At 69.9% G+C, this 19,296-nt stretch carries 18 protein-coding genes and 1 pseudogene; 15 read left to right on the top strand and 4 right to left on the bottom strand.

Features of this window, described 5'->3' with window-relative positions; genetic code table 11:
* The 11 genes and pseudogenes from rplO (at window position 1) to truA (ending at window position 8,028) form a co-directional block, all read left to right on the top strand.
* A complete protein-coding gene (gene rplO / locus QFZ58_RS14985) occupies window positions 1-456 on the top strand; it encodes a 50S ribosomal protein L15 (protein ID WP_014047794.1) in 456 nt (151 codons plus the stop codon).
* A 223-nt stretch (window positions 457-679) separates the two neighbouring features.
* Window positions 680-1,999: a preprotein translocase subunit SecY gene (gene secY, locus QFZ58_RS14980; RefSeq protein ID WP_307125432.1), complete on the top strand. Its 1,320-nt coding sequence runs from the start codon at window positions 680-682 to the stop codon at window positions 1,997-1,999.
* Window positions 1,999-2,659: pseudogene (locus QFZ58_RS14975) on the top strand (adenylate kinase). Before secY ends, QFZ58_RS14975 begins: the two are co-directional and overlap by 1 nt.
* Window positions 2,660-2,776: 117 nt before the next feature.
* The gene (gene map / locus QFZ58_RS14970) at window positions 2,777-3,613 is read left to right on the top strand and encodes a type I methionyl aminopeptidase (RefSeq protein ID WP_307125431.1); all 837 of its coding nucleotides are present in this window, start codon (window positions 2,777-2,779) and stop codon (window positions 3,611-3,613) included.
* A 195-nt stretch (window positions 3,614-3,808) separates the two neighbouring features.
* Window positions 3,809-4,030 carry a translation initiation factor IF-1 gene (gene infA / locus QFZ58_RS14965; RefSeq protein WP_003956442.1) on the top strand — a complete coding sequence of 74 codons (222 nt, stop codon included), beginning with the start codon at window positions 3,809-3,811 and terminating at the stop codon, window positions 4,028-4,030.
* Between the two features lie 61 nt (window positions 4,031-4,091).
* Window positions 4,092-4,205 (top strand): 50S ribosomal protein L36, encoded by a 114-nt coding sequence (gene rpmJ, locus QFZ58_RS14960; RefSeq protein ID WP_003956441.1) that lies wholly within the window; start codon window positions 4,092-4,094, stop codon window positions 4,203-4,205.
* Window positions 4,206-4,400: 195 nt separating this feature from the next.
* Window positions 4,401-4,781, top strand: coding sequence for a 30S ribosomal protein S13 (gene rpsM, locus QFZ58_RS14955; protein ID WP_307125430.1), 381 nt, complete (start codon window positions 4,401-4,403; stop codon window positions 4,779-4,781).
* Window positions 4,782-4,885: 104 nt separating this feature from the next.
* Window positions 4,886-5,290, top strand: coding sequence for a 30S ribosomal protein S11 (rpsK, locus tag QFZ58_RS14950; protein ID WP_003956432.1), 405 nt, complete (start codon window positions 4,886-4,888; stop codon window positions 5,288-5,290).
* Between the two features lie 137 nt (window positions 5,291-5,427).
* A complete protein-coding gene (locus tag QFZ58_RS14945; RefSeq protein ID WP_024755423.1) occupies window positions 5,428-6,450 on the top strand; it encodes a DNA-directed RNA polymerase subunit alpha in 1,023 nt (340 codons plus the stop codon).
* A gap of 138 nt (window positions 6,451-6,588) precedes the next feature.
* The gene (gene rplQ, locus QFZ58_RS14940) at window positions 6,589-7,095 is read left to right on the top strand and encodes a 50S ribosomal protein L17 (protein WP_307125429.1); all 507 of its coding nucleotides are present in this window, start codon (window positions 6,589-6,591) and stop codon (window positions 7,093-7,095) included.
* A gap of 78 nt (window positions 7,096-7,173) precedes the next feature.
* Window positions 7,174-8,028, top strand: a complete 855-nt coding sequence (gene truA, locus QFZ58_RS14935; RefSeq protein WP_307125428.1) for a tRNA pseudouridine(38-40) synthase TruA — start codon at window positions 7,174-7,176, stop codon at window positions 8,026-8,028.
* Between the two features lie 27 nt (window positions 8,029-8,055).
* On the opposite strand, the gene QFZ58_RS14930 is transcribed toward truA, so the two are convergent.
* Together QFZ58_RS14930 and QFZ58_RS14925 are read right to left on the bottom strand one after the other, a co-directional pair.
* Window positions 8,056-11,169 (bottom strand): glycosyltransferase, encoded by a 3,114-nt coding sequence (locus QFZ58_RS14930; RefSeq protein WP_307125427.1) that lies wholly within the window; start codon window positions 11,167-11,169, stop codon window positions 8,056-8,058.
* A gap of 90 nt (window positions 11,170-11,259) precedes the next feature.
* On the bottom strand, window positions 11,260-12,108 hold the full coding sequence (locus QFZ58_RS14925; RefSeq protein ID WP_307125426.1) for a hypothetical protein: 849 nt from the start codon (window positions 12,106-12,108) through the stop codon (window positions 11,260-11,262).
* Window positions 12,109-12,175: 67 nt separating this feature from the next.
* On the opposite strand from QFZ58_RS14925, the gene QFZ58_RS14920 reads away from it, so the two are divergent.
* The 4 genes from QFZ58_RS14920 to glmM all read left to right on the top strand — a co-directional run bounded on the left by QFZ58_RS14920 (window position 12,176) and on the right by glmM (window position 16,618).
* Window positions 12,176-13,795 (top strand): ABC-F family ATP-binding cassette domain-containing protein, encoded by a 1,620-nt coding sequence (locus QFZ58_RS14920; RefSeq protein WP_307125425.1) that lies wholly within the window; start codon window positions 12,176-12,178, stop codon window positions 13,793-13,795.
* A 226-nt stretch (window positions 13,796-14,021) separates the two neighbouring features.
* The gene (gene rplM, locus QFZ58_RS14915) at window positions 14,022-14,465 is read left to right on the top strand and encodes a 50S ribosomal protein L13 (protein WP_307125424.1); all 444 of its coding nucleotides are present in this window, start codon (window positions 14,022-14,024) and stop codon (window positions 14,463-14,465) included.
* Between the two features lie 45 nt (window positions 14,466-14,510).
* Window positions 14,511-15,047: a 30S ribosomal protein S9 gene (gene rpsI / locus QFZ58_RS14910; protein ID WP_373428553.1), complete on the top strand. Its 537-nt coding sequence runs from the start codon at window positions 14,511-14,513 to the stop codon at window positions 15,045-15,047.
* Between the two features lie 212 nt (window positions 15,048-15,259).
* Entirely contained in the window at window positions 15,260-16,618 is a 1,359-nt protein-coding gene (glmM, locus tag QFZ58_RS14905; RefSeq protein ID WP_307125423.1) for a phosphoglucosamine mutase, read from the top strand.
* Window positions 16,619-16,663: 45 nt separating this feature from the next.
* Here the strand turns inward: glmM and QFZ58_RS14900 are convergent, their stop codons facing one another.
* Window positions 16,664-18,208: a PH domain-containing protein gene (locus QFZ58_RS14900; RefSeq protein ID WP_307125422.1), complete on the bottom strand. Its 1,545-nt coding sequence runs from the start codon at window positions 18,206-18,208 to the stop codon at window positions 16,664-16,666.
* Window positions 18,209-18,319: 111 nt separating this feature from the next.
* The gene (locus QFZ58_RS14895) at window positions 18,320-19,285 is read right to left on the bottom strand and encodes a DUF389 domain-containing protein (protein WP_307125421.1); all 966 of its coding nucleotides are present in this window, start codon (window positions 19,283-19,285) and stop codon (window positions 18,320-18,322) included.
* Window positions 19,286-19,296 lie beyond the last annotated feature (11 nt).

Here is a 19,296-nt window from a genome sequence, read left to right as displayed (position 1 = left end):
ATGGCGGAGAACAGCCCGCTGAAGGCCCACAACCTCCGGCCTGCCCCGGGCGCCAAGACCGCCAAGACCCGTGTGGGTCGTGGTGAGGCGTCCAAGGGTAAGACCGCAGGCCGTGGTACCAAGGGTACGAAGGCTCGCTACCAGGTTCCGGAGCGCTTCGAGGGTGGGCAGATGCCCCTCCACATGCGTCTCCCGAAGCTCAAGGGCTTCAAGAACCCGTTCCGCACCGAGTACCAGGTCGTGAACCTGGACAAGCTCGCGACGCTCTACCCCGAGGGTGGAGAGGTCACGGTGGCCGACCTGGTCGCCAAGGGCGCTGTGCGTAACAACCACCTCGTCAAGGTCCTCGGACAGGGCGAGATCTCCGTGGCGCTGCAGGTTTCGGTTGACGCCGTCTCCGGCTCCGCCAAGGAGAAGATTGCCGCCGCGGGCGGCACCGTCACCGAACTCGTCTGAGACAACTCGGACAGGGCGATGGCCTGAACATCCGACCGGGGATGCCTCTCATATGGGGCATCCCCGGTTGGTCGTTCCTAGGGGGGCATGTCCGCCGGTAAGGTGGCGTGCACTTGCTGTGGTACGTCCTGGGCAAACGCCCGGGGTTCCTTTGGCTGTTACCTAATCGTCGATCCTCAAGACCGTCACCTCACGCTTTTGCGCGGGGGTCGCAGGAGGCACCGTGCTCACCGCGTTCGCCCGGGCGTTCAAGACGCCCGACCTGCGCAAGAAGCTGCTCTTCACGCTCGGCATCATCGTGCTCTACCGTCTCGGTGCGCACATTCCCGTACCGGGGGTGAGCTACGAGAACGTCCAGATTTGTGTTGATCAGGCAAGTAAGGGCAACAACAGCCTCTTCGGCCTGGTGAACATGTTCAGCGGTGGTGCACTGCTGCAGATCACGATCTTCGCGCTCGGAATCATGCCGTACATCACGGCCAGCATCATTCTTCAACTGCTGACCGTCGTCATCCCCCGACTGGAAGCCCTCAAGAAGGAGGGGCAGTCGGGCACGGCCAAGATCACGCAGTACACGCGTTATCTGACCGTGGCGCTGGCCATCCTCCAGGGCACCGGCCTGGTGGCAACCGCCCGCAGCGGCGCCCTGTTCAGCGGCTGCCCGGTCGCCGACCAGATCGTCCCGAACCAGTCGATCTTCACGACCGTCGTCATGGTGCTCACCATGACCGCGGGTACCGCCGCCGTCATGTGGCTCGGTGAGCTCATCACCGACCGCGGCATCGGCAACGGAATGTCGATCCTGATGTTCATCTCGATCGCCGCCAGCTTCCCCGGTGCCCTGTGGGCCATCAAGGAGGGCGGCAAGCTGGCCGACGGCTGGATCGAGTTCTTCACGGTGATCGCGATCGGCTTCGTGATGGTGGGTCTCGTCGTCTTCGTCGAGCAGGCCCAGCGCCGCATCCCGGTGCAGTACGCGAAGCGGATGATCGGGCGCCGGTCGTACGGTGGTACGTCCACGTACATCCCGCTCAAGGTGAACCAGGCGGGTGTGATTCCCGTCATCTTCGCTTCTTCGCTGCTCTACATCCCTGCTCTAATCGTTCAGTTCTCCAACTCCACCGCGGGCTGGGCGACCTGGATCCAGAACCACTTCGTCAAGGGCGACCACCCGTACTACATCGCGACGTACTTCCTGTTGATCGTGTTCTTCGCGTTCTTCTACGTGGCGATCTCGTTCAACCCCGAGGAAGTCGCCGACAACATGAAGAAGTATGGTGGCTTCATCCCGGGTATCCGGGCTGGTCGACCTACTGCCGAGTATCTGAGCTACGTGCTCAACAGGATCACTTGGCCGGGATCGCTGTACTTGGGTCTGATCGCTCTTGTGCCGACGATGGCGTTGGCGGGCTTCGGTGGCGCGAACCAGAACTTCCCGTTCGGCGGGACGAGCATCCTGATCATCGTGGGTGTGGGTCTGGAGACCGTGAAGCAGATCGAGAGTCAGCTCCAGCAGCGCAATTACGAAGGGTTCCTCCGCTGATGCGAATCGTCCTCGTCGGGCCGCCCGGTGCCGGCAAGGGAACGCAGGCTGCGTACCTTGCCCAGAATCTGTCGATTCCGCACATCTCCACGGGCGACCTCTTCCGCGCCAACATCAGCCAGGGCACCGACCTTGGCAAGCAGGCCCGCGCCTACATGGACGCGGGACAGCTGGTGCCGGACGAAGTCACCATCGCGATGGCCAAGGACCGCATGTCCCAGCCGGACGCCGTCAACGGCTTCCTGCTGGACGGCTTCCCCCGCAACGTGGGGCAGGCCGAGGCGCTCGACGAGATGCTCCGGAGCGAGAGCCTCAAGCTGGACGCGGTCCTGGACCTCGAGGTCCCCGAGGACGAGGTGGTCAAGCGCATCGCCGGCCGCCGCATCTGCCGTAACGACAGCGCGCACGTCTACCACGTGACGTACAACCCGCCCGAAGGCCGAAGGCGTCTGCGACTCGTGCGGCGGCGAGCTGTACCAGCGTGACGACGACACCGAGGAGACGGTCCGCACCCGTCTCGAGGTCTACCACACGCAGACCGAACCGATCATCGACTACTACCGGGCCCAGGGCCTGGTCGTGACGATCTCCGCGCTCGGCAAGGTCACGGACGTGACCGAGCGGGCCATGGGCGCCCTCAAGAAGTCCGACGAGGGCTGATCCCCCCGTACCACATCGCAGCCGGCCGCGGCGCCCTCGGGCGCCGCGGCCGACTGTTTGCGCCGTATCGTGGAGTACGGCCGCAGTCCCCCTCCGCATGCAGAAAGGCGCCGCGCAATGGTGCAGATCAAGACCCCCGAGCAGATCGCGAAAATGCGCGAGGCGGGCCTGGTGGTCGCTGCCATTCACGCCGCCACGCGCGAGGCGGCCGTCCCCGGAGCCACCACGAGGGACCTCGACGAGGTCGCGCGCAAGGTGATCGCCGATCACGGCGCGAAGTCGAACTTCCTGGGCTACGGCGGATTCCCCGCGACGATCTGCACGTCGGTCAACGACGTCGTGGTGCACGGCATCCCGGACGAGAAGACCGTCCTCAAGGACGGTGACATCATCTCGATCGACGCCGGCGCGATCGTCGACGGCTGGCACGGCGACGCGGCCTACACCGCCTTCGTGGGCACCGGTCACGCCCCGGAGGTCATCGAGCTCTCCCGGGTGACCGAGGAGTCCATGTGGGCCGGGATCGCCGCGATGAAGGTGAACAACCGGCTCGTCGACATCTCGAAGGCGATCGAGTCCTACATCCGGCGCCAGCCGCGTCCGGCGACGGGCAAGTACGGGATCATCGAGGACTACGGCGGCCACGGCATCGGCACCGAGATGCACATGGACCCGCACCTGCTGAACTACGTCTCGCGCAAGCGGGGCAAGGGCATCAAGCTCGTCCCGGGCGTCTGCCTGGCCATCGAGCCCATGGTCTCGCTGGGCACGGCGCAGACGAAGGTCCTCTCCGACGAGTGGACGGTCCTCACGACGGACGGCAGCTGGTCCTCGCACTGGGAACACTCGATCGCCCTGACCGAGCAGGGGCCCCTGGTCCTGACGTCCCCGGACTGCGGCCGGGCCAGGCTCGCGCCGTACGGCGTGGAGCCGGCGCCGGACCCGTTGGGCTGATCCCCGCGCGAGCCGGGGCGGCGGGCCGTAGACCGGGCCGCCGTCAGGGCTTAAGGATCAGGGTAAGTGGGCAAACTTGACGGATTCGTCTTTTGGAGTCCGCTGACGTAGACTGACTCGTCGGCTCTCGTGCATCCGTGTGTCCGCATGCGGCGGTGCGAAGTCGATCAAGGTAGCCGATTCGAAGGGCGAAGCGTGGCCAAGAAGCAAGGTGCCATCGAAATTGAGGGCACCGTGATCGAGTCCCTCCCGAACGCCATGTTCAAGGTGGAACTCCAGAACGGTCACAAGGTCCTCGCGCACATCAGCGGCAAGATGCGGATGCACTACATCCGTATCCTCCCCGATGACCGGGTAGTGGTGGAGCTCTCTCCGTACGACCTGACGCGTGGCCGGATCGTCTACCGGTACAAGTAGATCTTGCCGCCACCGCTGCTACGGCGCGGTGAGGGCACTGACCCGGAGAACCTGACATCCCATGAAGGTCAAGCCGAGCGTCAAGAAGATCTGCGACAAGTGCAAGGTGATCCGCCGTCACGGCCGGGTCATGGTCATCTGCGACAACCTGCGCCACAAGCAGCGCCAGGGCTGACGCACGACCACCTGCATCTCGCAGCTTTTCGCGCGACGCACGTAAACGTACATACGCAGTGCCCGTCCACGCTTCGGCTGACGACACCTCCGGCGGGGGCCGGGGACCCGGGCGTACCACCTCCCCTCACGGGTGGGGTCGGCGTTCGGGAGCGGTGCTGCGGAAGACCCCCGAAATAACAACTGGAGCCATTGAATGGCACGCGTTTCAGGTGTTGACATCCCGCGCGAAAAGCGCGTGGAGGTTGCCCTCACCTACGTCTTCGGTATCGGGCGCACCCGGTCCAAGGAGATCCTCGCCACCACCGGCGTGAACCCGAACGCCCGCGTTCGTGACCTGGCCGAAGAGGACCTGGTCAAGATCCGCGAGTACGTCGACGCCAACCTCCGCACCGAGGGTGACCTTCGCCGCGAGATCCAGGGCGACATCCGCCGCAAGATCGAGATCGGCTGCTACCAGGGCATCCGGCACCGTCGCGGTCTGCCGGTCCACGGTCAGCGCACCAGCACGAACGCGCGTACCCGTAAGGGCCCGCGTCGCGCCATCGCCGGTAAGAAGAAGCCGGGCAAGAAGTAGTCCTCAGCGGACGCACTGCGGATCTCCGGCCCACCGGCCTCCGCAGCAACCAGCGGTCTTCGCTGTAGGACCGATCACCTCCCCTCTCCATCTGGAGTCAAGACATGCCCCCCAAGGGTCGTCAGGGCGCAGCCAAGAAGGTGCGTCGCAAGGAAAAGAAGAACGTCGCTCATGGGCACGCCCACATCAAGAGCACGTTCAACAACACGATCGTCTCGATCACGGACCCCTCGGGCAACGTGATCTCCTGGGCCTCCGCCGGCCACGTCGGCTTCAAGGGCTCGCGCAAGTCCACCCCCTTCGCCGCGCAGATGGCCGCCGAGTCGGCCGCCCGCCGCGCGCAGGAGCACGGCATGCGCAAGGTCGACGTCTTCGTCAAGGGTCCCGGCTCCGGCCGTGAGACCGCGATCCGCTCCCTGCAGGCCACGGGCCTCGAGGTCGGTTCGATCCAGGACGTCACCCCGACGCCGCACAACGGCTGCCGTCCGCCGAAGCGTCGCCGCGTCTGATCCGTCACGGCCGGTGACGGCCGTGCGTCAGTAGCGCCGGGTGCGGGCGGTATGTCCCTTCGGGGGCGTGCCGCCCGTATCCTTGTCTCATCTGTCGGGCATCAAATAGCGGGTGCCCACGACTGAAGGATCACCACATGCTTATCGCTCAGCGTCCGTCGCTGACCGAAGAGGTCGTCGACGAGTTCCGCTCCCGGTTCGTGATCGAGCCGCTGGAGCCGGGCTTCGGTTACACCCTCGGCAACTCCCTGCGCCGCACGCTCCTCTCCTCGATCCCCGGTGCCGCTGTCACCAGCATCCGGATCGACGGTGTCCTGCACGAGTTCACCACCGTGCCGGGCGTCAAGGAGGACGTCACCGACCTCATCCTCAACATCAAGCAGCTGGTCGTCTCCTCGGAGCACGACGAGCCGGTCGTGATGTACCTGCGCAAGCAGGGTCCCGGCCTGGTCACCGCCGCCGACATCGCCCCGCCGGCCGGTGTCGAGGTCCACAACCCGGACCTGGTCCTGGCCACGCTGAACGGCAAGGGCAAGCTGGAGATGGAGCTGACCGTCGAGCGCGGTCGCGGCTACGTCTCCGCCGTCCAGAACAAGCAGGCGGGCCAGGAGATCGGCCGGATCCCGGTCGACTCCATCTACTCGCCGGTGCTCAAGGTCACGTACAAGGTCGAGGCGACCCGTGTCGAGCAGCGCACCGACTTCGACAAGCTGATCGTCGACGTCGAGACCAAGCAGGCCATGCGTCCCCGTGACGCCATGGCGTCGGCCGGTAAGACCCTGGTCGAGCTGTTCGGTCTGGCGCGCGAGCTCAACATCGACGCCGAGGGCATCGACATGGGCCCGTCGCCGACGGACGCCGCGCTCGCCGCCGATCTGGCGCTGCCGATCGAGGAGCTCGAGCTCACGGTCCGTTCGTACAACTGCCTCAAGCGCGAGGGCATCCACTCCGTGGGTGAGCTCGTGGCGCGTTCCGAGGCGGACCTGCTCGACATCCGCAACTTCGGTGCGAAGTCGATCGACGAGGTCAAGGCGAAGCTGGCCGGCATGGGCCTGGCGCTCAAGGACAGCCCGCCCGGATTCGACCCGACGGCCGCCGCCGACGCCTTCGGCGCGGACGACGACGCGGACGCCGGTTTCGTGGAGACCGAGCAGTACTGAGCCGTTCCCCGGCCGGGGCGCCCCATCTGAGGGGCGCCCCGGTGCCGGGTCCGGCCGCGAAACTTCCGCGGGGCGACCGCCTCGCGGGAACTGACACCGGTACCTGATACGGCCGGTGCAGCACACAAGGAGAAAACCATGCCTCAGCCCGCCAAGGGCGCCCGTCTGGGCGGCAGCGCTGCGCACGAGAAGCTTCTTCTCATCAACCTCGCGAAGTCGCTGTTCGAGCACGGCCGCATCACCACGACCGAGGCCAAGGCCCGTCGCCTGCGTCCGGTCGCCGAGCGTTTCATCACCAAGGCGAAGAAGGGCGACATCCACAACCGTCGCCTGGTGCTGCAGTCGATCACGGACAAGGGCATCGTGCACACGCTCTTCACCGAGATCGCCCCGCGGTACGAGAACCGCCCCGGTGGTTACACCCGCATCACCAAGATCGGCAACCGTCGTGGCGACAACGCCCCGATGGCGGTCATCGAGCTCGTCGAGGCCCTGACCGTGGCGCAGCAGGCCACCGGTGAGGCCGAGGCCGCCACGAAGCGCGCCGTCAAGGAAGACGACCTCAAGAAGGACGAGGCCCCGGCCGAGACCGTCGAGGACGCCAAGCCGGCGGACGCCGCTGCGGACGAGTCCAAGGACGCCTGAGCGTACTGAGACCCCGCTACGGGCCCGCACCACCCTTCGGGGCGGTGCGGGCCCGTTCGGTTTTGAGAGGATGCGCGGGTGAGTGACGAGGCAGAGCCCGGGTTCGTACGGGTACGGCTGGACCTTTCGTACGACGGGAAGGACTTCTCCGGCTGGGCGAAACAGACCAGCAGGCGCACGGTCCAGGGCGAGATCGAGGACGCGTTGCGTACGGTGACGAGGTCGTCGCAGACGTACGACCTGACGGTGGCCGGGCGCACCGACGCCGGGGTGCACGCGCGGGGGCAGGTGGCGCACGTCGACCTGCCGGCCGAGGTGTGGGCGGAGCACGAGGAGAAGCTGCTGCGGCGGATGGCCGGACGGCTGCCGCTGGACGTGCGGATCTGGCGGGCGGCCGAGGCGCCCGCCGGGTTCAACGCGCGGTTCTCCGCGCTGTGGCGCCGCTACGCGTACCGGGTGGGGGACCGGCCGGGCGGAGTGGACCCGCTGCTCCGGGGACACGTGCTCTGGCACGACCGGCCGCTGGACGTGGACGCGATGAACGAGGCCGCCGCCCTGATGGTGGGGGAGCACGACTTCGCGGCGTACTGCAAGAAGCGCGAGGGCGCCACGACCATCCGTACGCTCCAGAAGCTGCACTGGGACCGGGACGCGGAGTCCGGTGTGCTGACGGCGACGGTGCAGGCGGACGCGTTCTGCCACAACATGGTGCGGGCGCTGATCGGCGCGGCGTTGTTCGTCGGGGACGGACGACGGCCGGCTGCCTGGCCTGCCGAGGTGCTGGCGGCGAAGGTGCGGGATCCCGGGGTGCACGTGGTGCGGCCGCACGGGCTGACGCTGGAGGAAGTGGCCTACCCGGCGGACGCGCTGCTGGCGGCCCGGGCCGTGGAGGCCCGGAACGTCAGGTCCCTGCCGGGGGCGGGCTGCTGCTGACCCGCCCCCGGCCGGGCACCGCCGGGGTCAGCCGCCCCGGACGGCTCGGACCACGCGGCGCAGCAGTCCCTGCTTGCGGGGGGCGGGCGGCTGCTTCGGCACCTCCACCCGCAGGGACAGGTCGCGGTGCGGCTTGGTCCAGTACGGGGCGATGGTGCGGGTGGGGTCGGCGGGGTGGCCGAAGGCCTTCAGCTCCTCGGCGACCTCGGGGGCCCTGGTGCGACCGAGCCGCGCGGTCTTCGTCCAGCCGAGGGCGGTGAGGCGGACGTACAGGTCCCAGGCGCCGTCGGCGAGCGCGGCCCCTCCGGCGGCCGTGGCCGGGTCCAGTGCCGCGGTCCCCGCGACGGTGAGTTCCCCGTCCTCCGAGCGGCGCACCTCGCACGCGGTCGGCAGCCGGTACTCGGCGCCCGTGGAGCGTTCGCGCAGGACGAGGACGGCGGTCGCCTTCTCCGGTGCGGCGCCCGCGGTCAGCGACTCGGCGGCGAACCGCTTCAGCAGGGTCTCCGGCAGCCCGGACGGTGCCAGGGTGTGGGTGCCGTCCGGGTCCGTGACCGCGCGGACCGGGCCGTCGGCCGCGTGCGGCGCGGCCGTGAACGAGAGACGGAGCGTGCCGTCCTCCTGCCGTTCCAGCCCGGCCAGGGTGGAGCGGCAGGCCAGCGAGTGCTCCCAGCGGGCGAGCCGGACGAAGTCCTCCGGCCGGTCGTCCTCGATGAGGCCGAACGCGATCCTGCGGGAGAGCGGGAGGCCGTCGACCGCCGTACGGGAGGGGCGGCCCGCCAGCGCGGTGCGGATCTCGCGGAGGAGGGACAGCCGGTTCTCGTCCGCCGTCTCCAGGAACGCCTTGCCGGTGAGCCGGTCCAGCACCTCGACCCGCAGCCAGCGGCGGTGCAGACGGTCGCGTGCGGGACCCGGTCCGGTGAGGCTGTCCGTCTTCCGCATCAGGCCGGCGAGCGCCGCGTAGAAGTCCGCGGGGGCGGGCGCAGGGACGTCCCGCTTCGGGCCGTAGTGGTAGCAGACGTGGCTGCCGAGCACCGAGACGTGGCCGGCGCGGAGGTACGCCTCGCTGGTGAACGCCTGCTCGGCCAGCGGCCGGTCGGCCGGGGGGAAGCGCAGCCCGTGCCGGAGGAGGAAGGCCCGGTCGAAGAGCTTGTTGGCGGTGAGGCTGTCGGCGAGCGGGTCCTTGGCCAGGGTGGCGCGGGGCCGGTCGCGTACGAACAGCTCCTTCGGCAGGCCGCGGTCCTTCGCGGCGAGCTTCCCGACGACGACGTCCGCGTCGTTCTCCATGCCGTACGCGTACAGCCGCTCCAGCGCCCGGGGGGCGAGGCGGTCGCCTGCTTCCATGAAGAGGACGTACCTGCCGTGGGCGGCGTCGATGCCGGAGTTGCGGGGGTCGGCCCCGGCGGAGGGGCGCACCGCGCCCTCGCCGTCGCCGACGAGCACGGTCTCGATGTCCGCGGCGGGCAGGGTCTGTGCGGCCACGGAGTCCAGGGTCTCGCGCACGGCCTGCGGGGTGGCTCCGCCGGTGGGCACGACGACGCTGACCCTGGGCGGGAGCGGGGCGCCGTCGGCAGCGTCCTCCGGGGCGGGGGAGAGCGTCAGGGCGAGCCCGGTGCCCGCCCCGGTGGCGTGCGCGGCCATGACCGGGGTGGCGCGGTGGCCGCCGGTGACGCCGGTGAGGGAGGGTGCGGGCAGCGGCGCCCCGTCCGGTGCCGCGTTGCCCAGCGGGACGTTGCGGTCGAAGCCCGCGCCCATCACACGGATCTGCACGTCCCACGTGCCGGCGTCGAGCGGGCTGCCGCCCGCGCCGCGAGCGGGGTCGATCGCGGCGGTGCCCGTCAGCACGGGGCGTACCAGTACGGTGCCGTCCTCGGCCACCTCCTCCTCCAGGGAGAGGGTGGCCGGTGCGGGGACGGGCCACAGGTGCGCGGTCCGCGTGTTCCGGAGCAGCACGTTGACCCGGAACGACTTCAGCTCGTCGGTCACGTCGACCGGTTCGTCGAGGATGCCGTCGGTGAGTTTCGGGGCGAGGACGTACCTCTCACCCCGGCGGGACAGCAGGAGGCCCGGCCCGCCCGGCTCCTCCGCGAAGCGGGCGGTGAAGTCGACCTTGAGCCGGTCGCGGTCCCAGCGGGCGTCCTCGATCCCGGTGAGGGCCGTCAGATCGGTCTGCCGGCCGGTGTACTCGGTCAGCTCCGCGGGCCTGTCCGCGCGCAGGAGGTCCGAGCGGACCCGCTGGTTGGCGGCCAGTCCGGCGTGCACACCGTCGGTGACGAAGGCCTCGGCCAGTTCCCGGACCGCTTCGAAGGGATCACGGTCGAAGCGCGGGTCGATGGCGGCGCCGCGCGCGGGTACGCCCAGCCGGCTGAGCATCTCCACGCGGTAGAAGCGCCGGAGCAGCCGGTCGCGTCCGGGGCCCGGCTCGGTGCCGGCGACCACCGTGTCCAGGATCTCGCGCAGGTTGGAGTAGTAGCGGCGCGGGTCCATCGCCGTCGTACCGGCGTTCTCCTCGTCGTCGCGCGCCCAGTACGTGTAGCAGACGTAGTCGCCGAGTACGGACACGACCTCGGCCTTGAGGTAGGAGCGGACCAGGAAGAGCTGGTCCTCCAGGATCCAGGGGCCCTCGGGGTGCACGATGCCGTGTTCGCGCAGGAAGGCGGTCCGGAACATCTTGTGCGGGGTGAGGCTGTCGATCAGCGAGGCGTCGTGGACGGTGCACTTCTCGCGGGTCGTGCTCATCAGGCCGTAGGGCACGCCGCGGCTGAGGAAGTTGCTGGCGACCTTCCCGATGACGATGTCCGACGCGTTGCGGTCGGCCATCGCGTGGAGACGTTCCAGGGCCTCGGGGGCCATCCGGTCGTCGTGGTCGACGAACTGCACGTACGCGCCCCGCGCCTGCTCCACGCCGACGTTGCGCGGCTTGCCGGGCCACCCCGAGTTGGGGATCTCCGTGACGCGGAAGTGCTCGTGCTCGGCGGCCAGGGCGTGCAGCCGTGCCGGTGTCCCGTCGGTCGAGCCGTCGTCGACGAACAGCACCTCGAACTCGTCCGCCGGCAGCGTCTGGGCCAGCATCGAGCGGACCAGCGGCTCGATGTGGCTGCCCGAGTTGTACGTCGGGACCACCACCGTCACCTTGATTGCCATGCCCACCCCAGACTCTCTGTGCATCCATGCGTGCGTGTGTACGGCGCGCCCCTGTGCCGGGTGTGCGCCGGTGTTCCCCGGTGGCGGGACTCAGACGACGGGAGCCGCCGCGGCCGCCGATGCCTGGACCTCGCCGCGGTGGCGGATCTGGCGGAACGTGAAGTCGGTCAGGTCGTCGCCGACCGCGTACACGCCCTTGTCCGACGTGGTCACGTTCTTCCCGCTGGTGAATCCGCCGACGGTGAAGTAGGCGTAACGGCCGTGGGAGTTGGCGGTGCGGCGGCAGACGGAGCCGCCCCGGCAGAAGGTGGGGACACCTCCGCCGCCGAGGGAGGCGATGCCGCCGGACGCCTGCTGCGCCGCCTTCTTCGCCTCCGCCTCGGTGCCGAAGACCGCGAGTCCGACGGTGACCGCGACTCCGTCCTTGCTGTACGTGGCGCGGATGACCTGGTCGCAGCCGTTCGAGACGAGGATCGAGCCGAGTGCGCCCTGGGTCGTGGCGGCGCAGCTCGTCGTCCTGCCGGTGGCGCCCTTGGCGTAGACGCGGTCGCCCATCGTGAGCTTCCTGCCGGGGAAGAACGCGTCGACGGTGACCGGGGCCGTGTCCTTGCGCTCGTCGGCTATGTAGTCCTCCGGGTCCGGCGGGGGCGGCGGCGCGACCGAGGAGAAGGAGGGCTGCGGGACCGAGGTCTCCGAGGGCAGGTCTGTGGGGGAGGGCAGCGCGCTCGCGTCGCTGTCCGGGGAGGTACCGCCGCCGTCGGTCGTGATGACGGCCACCGCGACGATCGCGGCGACCGCTGCGGTGGCCAGCGCGCCCGCGCCGATCATCAGCCACTTCTTGCGCCGGCTGCGTGCCGCGGACGCCTCGGCCAGTGCCGCCCAGTCCGGAGTCCCGCTGTCTCCGGGCCCCCAGGAGGGCCCCCCTTGCCCAAAGCTCATGCCGCGAATCCTAGACCGACCGTAATCCGGTTGGGTCAGGGGTTCGCGGGCCGTGACAATGCTGTGTATGGGACATCTTGAAGCGGGCCATCTGGAGTACTACCTGCCGGACGGGCGGGTGCTGCTCGGCGATGCCTCGTTCCGGGTGGCGGACGGGGCGGTCGTCGCCCTCGTCGGGGCGAACGGAGCGGGCAAGACGACGCTCCTGAAACTGCTCGCCGGGGAGATCCAGCCGCACGGCGGCTCCGTGTCGGTGAGCGGCGGACTCGGGGTGATGGGCCAGTTCGTCGGCTCCGTACGGGACGAGCGGACCGTGCGCGACCTGCTGGTCTCCGTGGCGCAGCCCCGGATCAGGGAGGTGGCGAAGGCCGTCGACGCGGCCGAGGAGCGCATCCTCACCGTGGACGACGAGGCCGCGCAGATGGCGTACGCGCAGGCGCTCAGCGACTGGGCGGAGGTGCGGGGGTACGAGGCCGAGACGCTGTGGGACATCTGCACCATGGCCGCACTCGGCGTGCCCTACGAGAAGGCGCAGTGGCGCGAGGTGCGCACGCTCAGCGGCGGCGAGCAGAAGCGCCTGGTCCTGGAGGCGCTGCTCAGGGGCCCCGACGAGGTGCTGCTGCTCGACGAGCCGGACAACTATCTGGACGTCCCGGGCAAGCGGTGGCTCGAGGAGAAGCTCAAGGAGACCCGTAAGACGGTGCTCTTCGTCTCCCACGACCGGGAGCTGCTCTCCCGGGCCGCCGAGAAGATCGTCAGCGTGGAGCCCAGTCCGGCGGGCTCGGACGTATGGGTGCACGGTGCCGGATTCGCCACCTACCACCAGGCCCGCAAGGAGCGGTTCGCGCGCTTCGAGGAGCTCCTGCGGCGCTGGGAGGAGGAGCACGCCCGGCTGAAGGCGCTGGTCCTGCGGATGCGGCAGCAGGCGGCGAACAGCCCCGACATGGCGAACCGCTACCACGCGATGCAGACCCGCTTCAAGAAGTTCGAGGAGGCGGGACCGCCGCCGGAGCCGCCCCGCGAGCAGGAGATCAGGATGCGGCTGCGCGGCGGGCGGACCGGCGTACGCGCGGTGACCTGCACGAACCTGGAGCTGACCGGCCTCATGAAGCCGTTCGACCTGGAGATCTACTACGGGGAGCGGGTCGCGGTCCTCGGATCGAACGGATCGGGCAAGTCACACTTCCTGCGCCTGCTGGCCGGGGAGCCGGTGGCCCACACCGGGGAGTGGAAGCTCGGGGCCCGGGTGGTGCCCGGACACTTCGCCCAGACACACGCCCACCCGGAGCTGCTGGGCAGGACGCTCGTCGACATCCTGTGGACGGAGCACGCCAAGGACCGGGGCGGGGCGATGTCGGTGCTGCGCCGGTACGAGCTGGAGCGGCAGGGGGACCAGGCCTTCGAGAGGCTGTCCGGCGGGCAGCAGGCGCGTTTCCAGATCCTGCTCCTGGAGCTGGCAGGGACGACCGCGCTGCTGCTCGACGAGCCGACGGACAACCTGGACCTGGAGTCGGCGGAGGCCCTGCAGGACGGGCTGGAGGTGTACGACGGCACGGTGATGGCCGTGACGCACGACCGCTGGTTCGCGAAGTCCTTCGACCGGTACCTGGTCTTCGGCTCGGACGGGGTCGTCCGGGAGTCCTCGGAGCCGGTCTGGGACGAGCGCAGGGTCCGGCGGGAGCGGTAGGGCCGGCGCGTTTTGACCCGTCCCGGGCGGGGCGGGTACTGTCGGGGGTTGTTATACGTATCGGCTTCGGCGTTCTCACGCGAACAGCCCTTACGTAGGTTCTCTGGAGCAGTTACCAGTGGCTCGCATACGGGCAGTGTCCCCGGCATTGTGGGTCCCAGCTGCATGATCGCTTCAGGGGTGCCATGTGTTGGACCTCATCCACTGAAGAAGCGAAGGCTACGAAGTGCGTACGTACAGCCCCAAGCCCGGCGATGTCACTCGCCAGTGGCACATCATCGACGCCGAGGACATCGTCCTGGGCCGTCTGGCCACCACGGCTGCGAACCTCCTCCGAGGCAAGCACAAGGCGATCTACGCCCCCCACATGGACATGGGCGACTTCGTCATCATCATCAACGCCGAGAAGGTTCACCTCTCCGGTAACAAGAAGACCCAGAAGATGGCGTACCGCCACTCCGGGTTCCCGGGCGGTCTCCGTTCCGTGCGTTATGACGAGCTGCTTGCGAAGAGCCCCGAGAAGGCCGTCGAGAAGGCCATCAAGGGCATGATCCCCAAGAACACCCTGGGTCGTCAGATGCTCTCGAAGCTCAAGGTCTACGCGGGTGACCAGCACCCGCACGCTGCGCAGCAGCCGGTCCCGTTCGAGATCACCCAGGTCGCGCAGTAGTTCCGGCCTCCCCCCTAAGACGCAAAGAAAGATCTGAGGAGAATCGTGGCCGAGACCACTGTTGAGACGACCGCCGACGACACGGCGGGCACCGAGGGCGAAGAGACCTTCGCCGAGGTGACCACCTTCGAGTCGGAGGTCCCCGTCGAGGGTGAGTACACCTCCGAGTCGCTCGCGGGCCGCTTCGGCGACCCGCAGCCCGCGGCCGGCCTTGGCCGTCGCAAGAACGCCATCGCCCGCGTCCGGATCGTTCCGGGCTCCGGCAAGTGGAAGATCAACGGTCGCACCCTTGAGGACTACTTCCCCAACAAGGTGCACCAGCAGGAAGTCAACGAGCCCTTCAAGGTGCTCGAGCTCGACGGCCGCTACGACGTCATCGCCCGCATCTCGGGTGGCGGCGTCTCCGGTCAGGCCGGTGCCCTGCGCCTCGGCGTGGCCCGCGCGCTGAACGAGGCGGACGTGGACAACAACCGCGCCACGCTGAAGAAGGCCGGCTTCCTCTCCCGCGACGACCGTGCGGTCGAGCGCAAGAAGGCCGGTCTCAAGAAGGCCCGCAAGGCCCCGCAGTACAGCAAGCGCTAAATCGCCTGCTCGTCTGCATTACACGTTCGCCCCGGCGGCACACCTCGTGCTGCTGGGGCGTTCGTTTATCAGCGCTCGCGGGCGTATAACGGCTTAAGACGCTTATAGGGCTGGCGGCCTCGACCGCATCTCACTGTGCTGCGTTTCGCCTTGCTTCGCCCTGTTCTGCTTGCTTTGGTTTTGTGGTTTCGGAGCACCATCGGAGGACATCAGTGGGACGACTCTTCGGCACGGACGGCGTGCGCGGTGTCGCCAACGCGGACTTGACGGCCGAGCTCGCGCTCGGGCTCTCGGTCGCGGCGGCGCACGTACTGGCCGAGGCCGGCACCTTCGCGGGGCACCGGCCGACAGCGGTGGTCGGCCGCGACCCCCGCGCCTCCGGGGAGTTCCTGGAGGCCGCCGTGGTGGCGGGCCTGGCCAGCGCGGGCGTGGACGTGTTGCGGGTCGGCGTGCTGCCGACCCCGGCCGTGGCGTACCTCACCGGTGCGCTCGGCGCCGACATCGGTGTCATGCTCTCCGCGAGTCACAACGCCATGCCCGACAACGGCATCAAGTTCTTCGCCCGTGGCGGCCACAAGCTCGCCGACGAGCTGGAGGACCGCATCGAGACGGTGTACGAGCAGCACCGCACCGGCGAGCCGTGGGCCCGTCCGACCGGTGGCGGGGTGGGCCGGGTCTCCGACTACGCGGAGGGCTTCGACCGTTACGTCGCCCACCTGATCGGCGTACTCCCCAACCGGCTCGACGGGCTGAAGGTCGTCCTCGACGAGGCGCACGGCGCAGCCGCCCGGGTCTCGCCCGAGGCGTTCGCCCGGGCCGGGGCCGAGGTCGTCACCATCGGCGCGGAGCCGAACGGTCTGAACATCAACGAGGGCTGCGGCTCCACCCACCTGGCGCTGCTGCGGGCCGCCGTCGTCGAGCACGGCGCCGACCTCGGCATCGCGCACGACGGCGATGCCGACCGCTGCCTGGCCGTGGACGCCCAGGGCGAGGAGATCGACGGCGACCAGATCCTGGCCGTGCTCGCCCTCGCCATGCGCGAGGCCGGCCACCTGCGCAAGGACACCGTCGTCGGCACGGTCATGTCGAACCTGGGCTTCAAGATGGCGATGGAGCGGGAGGGCATCCAGCTCGTCCAGACCGCCGTCGGTGACCGGTACGTCCTGGAGTCGATGAAGGCCGAGGGCTTCGCGCTCGGCGGCGAACAGTCCGGACACGTCATCGTCCTGGACCACGCCACGACCGGGGACGGCACGCTCACCGGGCTGATGCTCGCGGCCAGGGTCGCCGCGACCGGCCGTACGCTCGCCGACCTGGCCGGCGTCATGCAGCGCCTCCCGCAGGTCCTCGTCAACGTGCCGGACGTCGACAAGTCCCGCGTGGACACCTCACCCGAACTGGCGGCCGCGGTCGCCGAGGCCGAGCGCGAGCTGGGCGACACCGGTCGCGTCCTCCTGCGCAAGTCGGGCACGGAGCCGCTGGTCCGGGTGATGGTGGAGGCCGCCGACATCGAGCACGCCCGCGCCGTGGCCGGACAGTTGGCCGACGTCGTGAAGTCGGCGCTCGGCTGACGGCCCGTCGGCCGACAGGCCGTCAGCGATCGGACGGCCCCGGCCTCACCGCCGGGGCCGTCCGGCGTCCGGCGCGGTGCGGGGCCGGCCCAGTTCGCCGATGACCCGGGCCAGGTCGGCCGGCGCGGCGGCGAGGCGCACCGGCTCCCCCGCGTCGTCGATCTCGGCGATGTGCCAGCTCCTGGGGACGGAGTCGCCGTCGCTGCCCCGGGCACGCCGCACGGCCGTGACGGTGAGCCGCTCCACCGGTATCCGTCTGGCCGCGAACCTGCCGGGCCCGGGATGGGGGGTCACCGCGGGCGGGCCGCCTCCCAGGACGATGTGGGTGCCGAAGCCGTTCGGGTTGTAGCCGGTGTGGTCGAGGAAGCGGGCGGCGAGGAACTCCTCCTCCCGCACCTCCTGCCGCACGTCCGCGGTGTCCTGCGGCGTACGGACCCGGGTGGCGTACCAGGCCCAGGTGAAGAGGGCCAGGGTGACCGCCGAGCCGCAGCCCGCCCACGTACGGGTCGCGGGGGAGGCGAACGGAGCCACGGGGTGCAGGTGGCAGAGCGGCAGCAGCCACAGAGCCGTACCGGCCAGCGCCCCCGCGAACGGCAGAGCCGACGGGAGGACCTCGTCGTCGGGCAGTCGTCGTCCGCGCCGGTGCAGCAGCGCCCGGGCGCCGGGGTATCCCGCGCAGAGGAGGCACCCGGCCGCGACGACCGCCAACTCTCCGGGCCCCGCGAAGTGTTCGCGCCACACGTGGTGCTCCCCGGCGACCTCCCTCACCTGGCCGCGCCACACGGTCAGTTCGACGTGGTCGCCGGTGCCGAACCCGCGGGCGCCCTCCTTCGAGACGGCCAGGCGGTCGACCGGCCGGCCGTCGGTGAAGTGGAGCTGACCGCCCCGCTTCCCCCTGCCGTCCTCGGCCCGTGCGATCACCGCCGGCAGCGTGGTCAGGCACTCGCCGCGTTCCGCGGCCGGTGTCCCCGCGGTGCACGGTACGGCCGACGCCCACGCCGCCCTCTCCTCCTCGGCGACCGGAACGAACCACGCGGCGAGGCCGGCACCCGCGACCAGCAGGGCGCACAGGCACAGCGACACGGCCGGGCCGCGCCCGGCGGAGCGGTACGAGATGACGGGGATGTGGCTCGACCTCGGCACGCCGTGACGGCGGTGCAGCGCACGGAGCGCGTCCAGGTCCGCGTCGAAGGCGGGGCGGTCGTCGGAGGAACCGCTGACCGGAAGCGGCAGCCGCCGCCTGCGCCCGTCACGCAGCATCACGACGACGCGGTGGATCTCCTGGTTGCGTCCGTACCGCACGTCGACACCCAGGTCGGCGACGTCCCGCCACGGTAGGCACCGCCTGCGCAACAGCGTCCGGGTGCGCAGGCCGTGCGCGTCGGCGCCTATCTCGGCGGTGGCCGCGTGCAGGCACACGAGCCCCGGCAACGCGAGCAGCGCACCCGCGAACACCCACCCGTCCACGGGCCCGCCCCGGCAGGCCGTGCGGACCACGGCCAGGAGCGCGCCGGCCGCGCCCAGGACGACGAAGAACCACAGGGCGCGGTTCCGCACGGGACCGCGGCTCATTTCCCGGACATCGGTCATGCGCGGCATCGTGCCACCGACCGCATCACCCGCACCTGTGCGGTGTGCGGCAGCTTCGCGCCCCCCGACGCTGCCGGATCCGTACGCCCGGACGGCCTCCGTGACCGCCTGTCAGCCGGCGCCGCCACCCGCCCTGACGTCGTACGCCGGTGCCGACCGGCGCTGCCAGTTCCACAGTGCCTTCTGGATCAGCAGCGTCAGCGTCCCGGCCAGGACGATGCCGCCGAGGTTGGCCAGCAGCTGTGCCGACGACCCCCAGGTCTGGTCGAGGTCCTGGTAGCTGAAGGCGACCGCGGCGTTGGCCGCGGCGGGGACCGTGGTCACCGAGATGGCCACACCGATCAGCGCCCCGGACTTCGCCGAGGTCAGCGAGAGCGTGCCCGCGATGCCCGCCAGGAGGGCGACCACGAACGACATCCAGTCCGGATGCCAGATGAACCCGGTGTTCGGCCGGTCCGCCGTAACCATGTCCGCGTCGAACAGCCCGAACGCGTCCAACAGCCAGGCGAACCCCGCCGTCAGCACCATCGCCACCACGAATCCACCGATCAGCGCCCAGAGCGACCGCGCGACCAGGCGCGGAGCGCGCTGCACCAGCGCCGTCGAGATCCCGGCCAGCGGGCCGAACTCCGGGCCCACGGCCATCGCGCCGACGATCAGGATGGCGTTGTCGAGCATCACCCCGCAGGCGGCGAGCATCGTCGCGACGGCGAGGAACGCCACGTAGGTGGCGCTGAACGTCGACTCCTCGTGGGTCACCTCGCTCAGCTCTTCCCACAACACCGCGTCCGCGCCCTCGCCGGGCGCCTGACGCTCCGCCTCGTCGGCGTGCGCGGAGAGCGTCAGGCCCACGTTCTCCACGGTGATCGAGCCGGTCCTGTCGATCCCCAGCTCCCGCAGACGGCCGATGAGTTCGTCACCCGCCTCCCGCGCCACGTCGCACAGGACCACGTCCCCCACCGGATCGCGGGCGACCCCGGGCAGCACCGCGAGGTGGGCGGTGCCGACGGTGCGCTCCAGGAGATCGACGACCTCGTCGGTACGGTCGGCGGGCACGATGAGGCGCAGATGCAACACGGCGGGAGCTC

The organism is Streptomyces sp. B1I3, assembly GCF_030816615.1.
Taxonomy (GTDB): Bacteria; Actinomycetota; Actinomycetes; order Streptomycetales; family Streptomycetaceae; genus Streptomyces.
This window is presented reverse-complemented; position numbering and strand designations above follow the sequence as displayed.

What these genes read in the sequence shown, in the direction of transcription:
- rplO (WP_014047794.1), top strand. Translation starts at nt 1, where the DNA reads ATGGCGGAGAACAGCCCGCTGAAGGCCCACAACCTCCGGCCTGCCCCG.
- map (WP_307125431.1), top strand. Translation starts at nt 2,777, where the DNA reads ATGGTGCAGATCAAGACCCCCGAGCAGATCGCGAAAATGCGCGAGGCG.
- rpmJ (WP_003956441.1), top strand. Translation starts at nt 4,092, where the DNA reads ATGAAGGTCAAGCCGAGCGTCAAGAAGATCTGCGACAAGTGCAAGGTG.
- rpsM (WP_307125430.1), top strand. Translation starts at nt 4,401, where the DNA reads ATGGCACGCGTTTCAGGTGTTGACATCCCGCGCGAAAAGCGCGTGGAG.
- rpsK (WP_003956432.1), top strand. Translation starts at nt 4,886, where the DNA reads ATGCCCCCCAAGGGTCGTCAGGGCGCAGCCAAGAAGGTGCGTCGCAAG.
- QFZ58_RS14945 (WP_024755423.1), top strand. Translation starts at nt 5,428, where the DNA reads ATGCTTATCGCTCAGCGTCCGTCGCTGACCGAAGAGGTCGTCGACGAG.
- rplQ (WP_307125429.1), top strand. Translation starts at nt 6,589, where the DNA reads ATGCCTCAGCCCGCCAAGGGCGCCCGTCTGGGCGGCAGCGCTGCGCAC.
- QFZ58_RS14930 (WP_307125427.1), bottom strand. Translation starts at nt 11,169, where the DNA reads ATGGCAATCAAGGTGACGGTGGTGGTCCCGACGTACAACTCGGGCAGC.
- QFZ58_RS14925 (WP_307125426.1), bottom strand. Translation starts at nt 12,108, where the DNA reads ATGAGCTTTGGGCAAGGGGGGCCCTCCTGGGGGCCCGGAGACAGCGGG.
- QFZ58_RS14920 (WP_307125425.1), top strand. Translation starts at nt 12,176, where the DNA reads ATGGGACATCTTGAAGCGGGCCATCTGGAGTACTACCTGCCGGACGGG.
- QFZ58_RS14900 (WP_307125422.1), bottom strand. Translation starts at nt 18,208, where the DNA reads ATGACCGATGTCCGGGAAATGAGCCGCGGTCCCGTGCGGAACCGCGCC.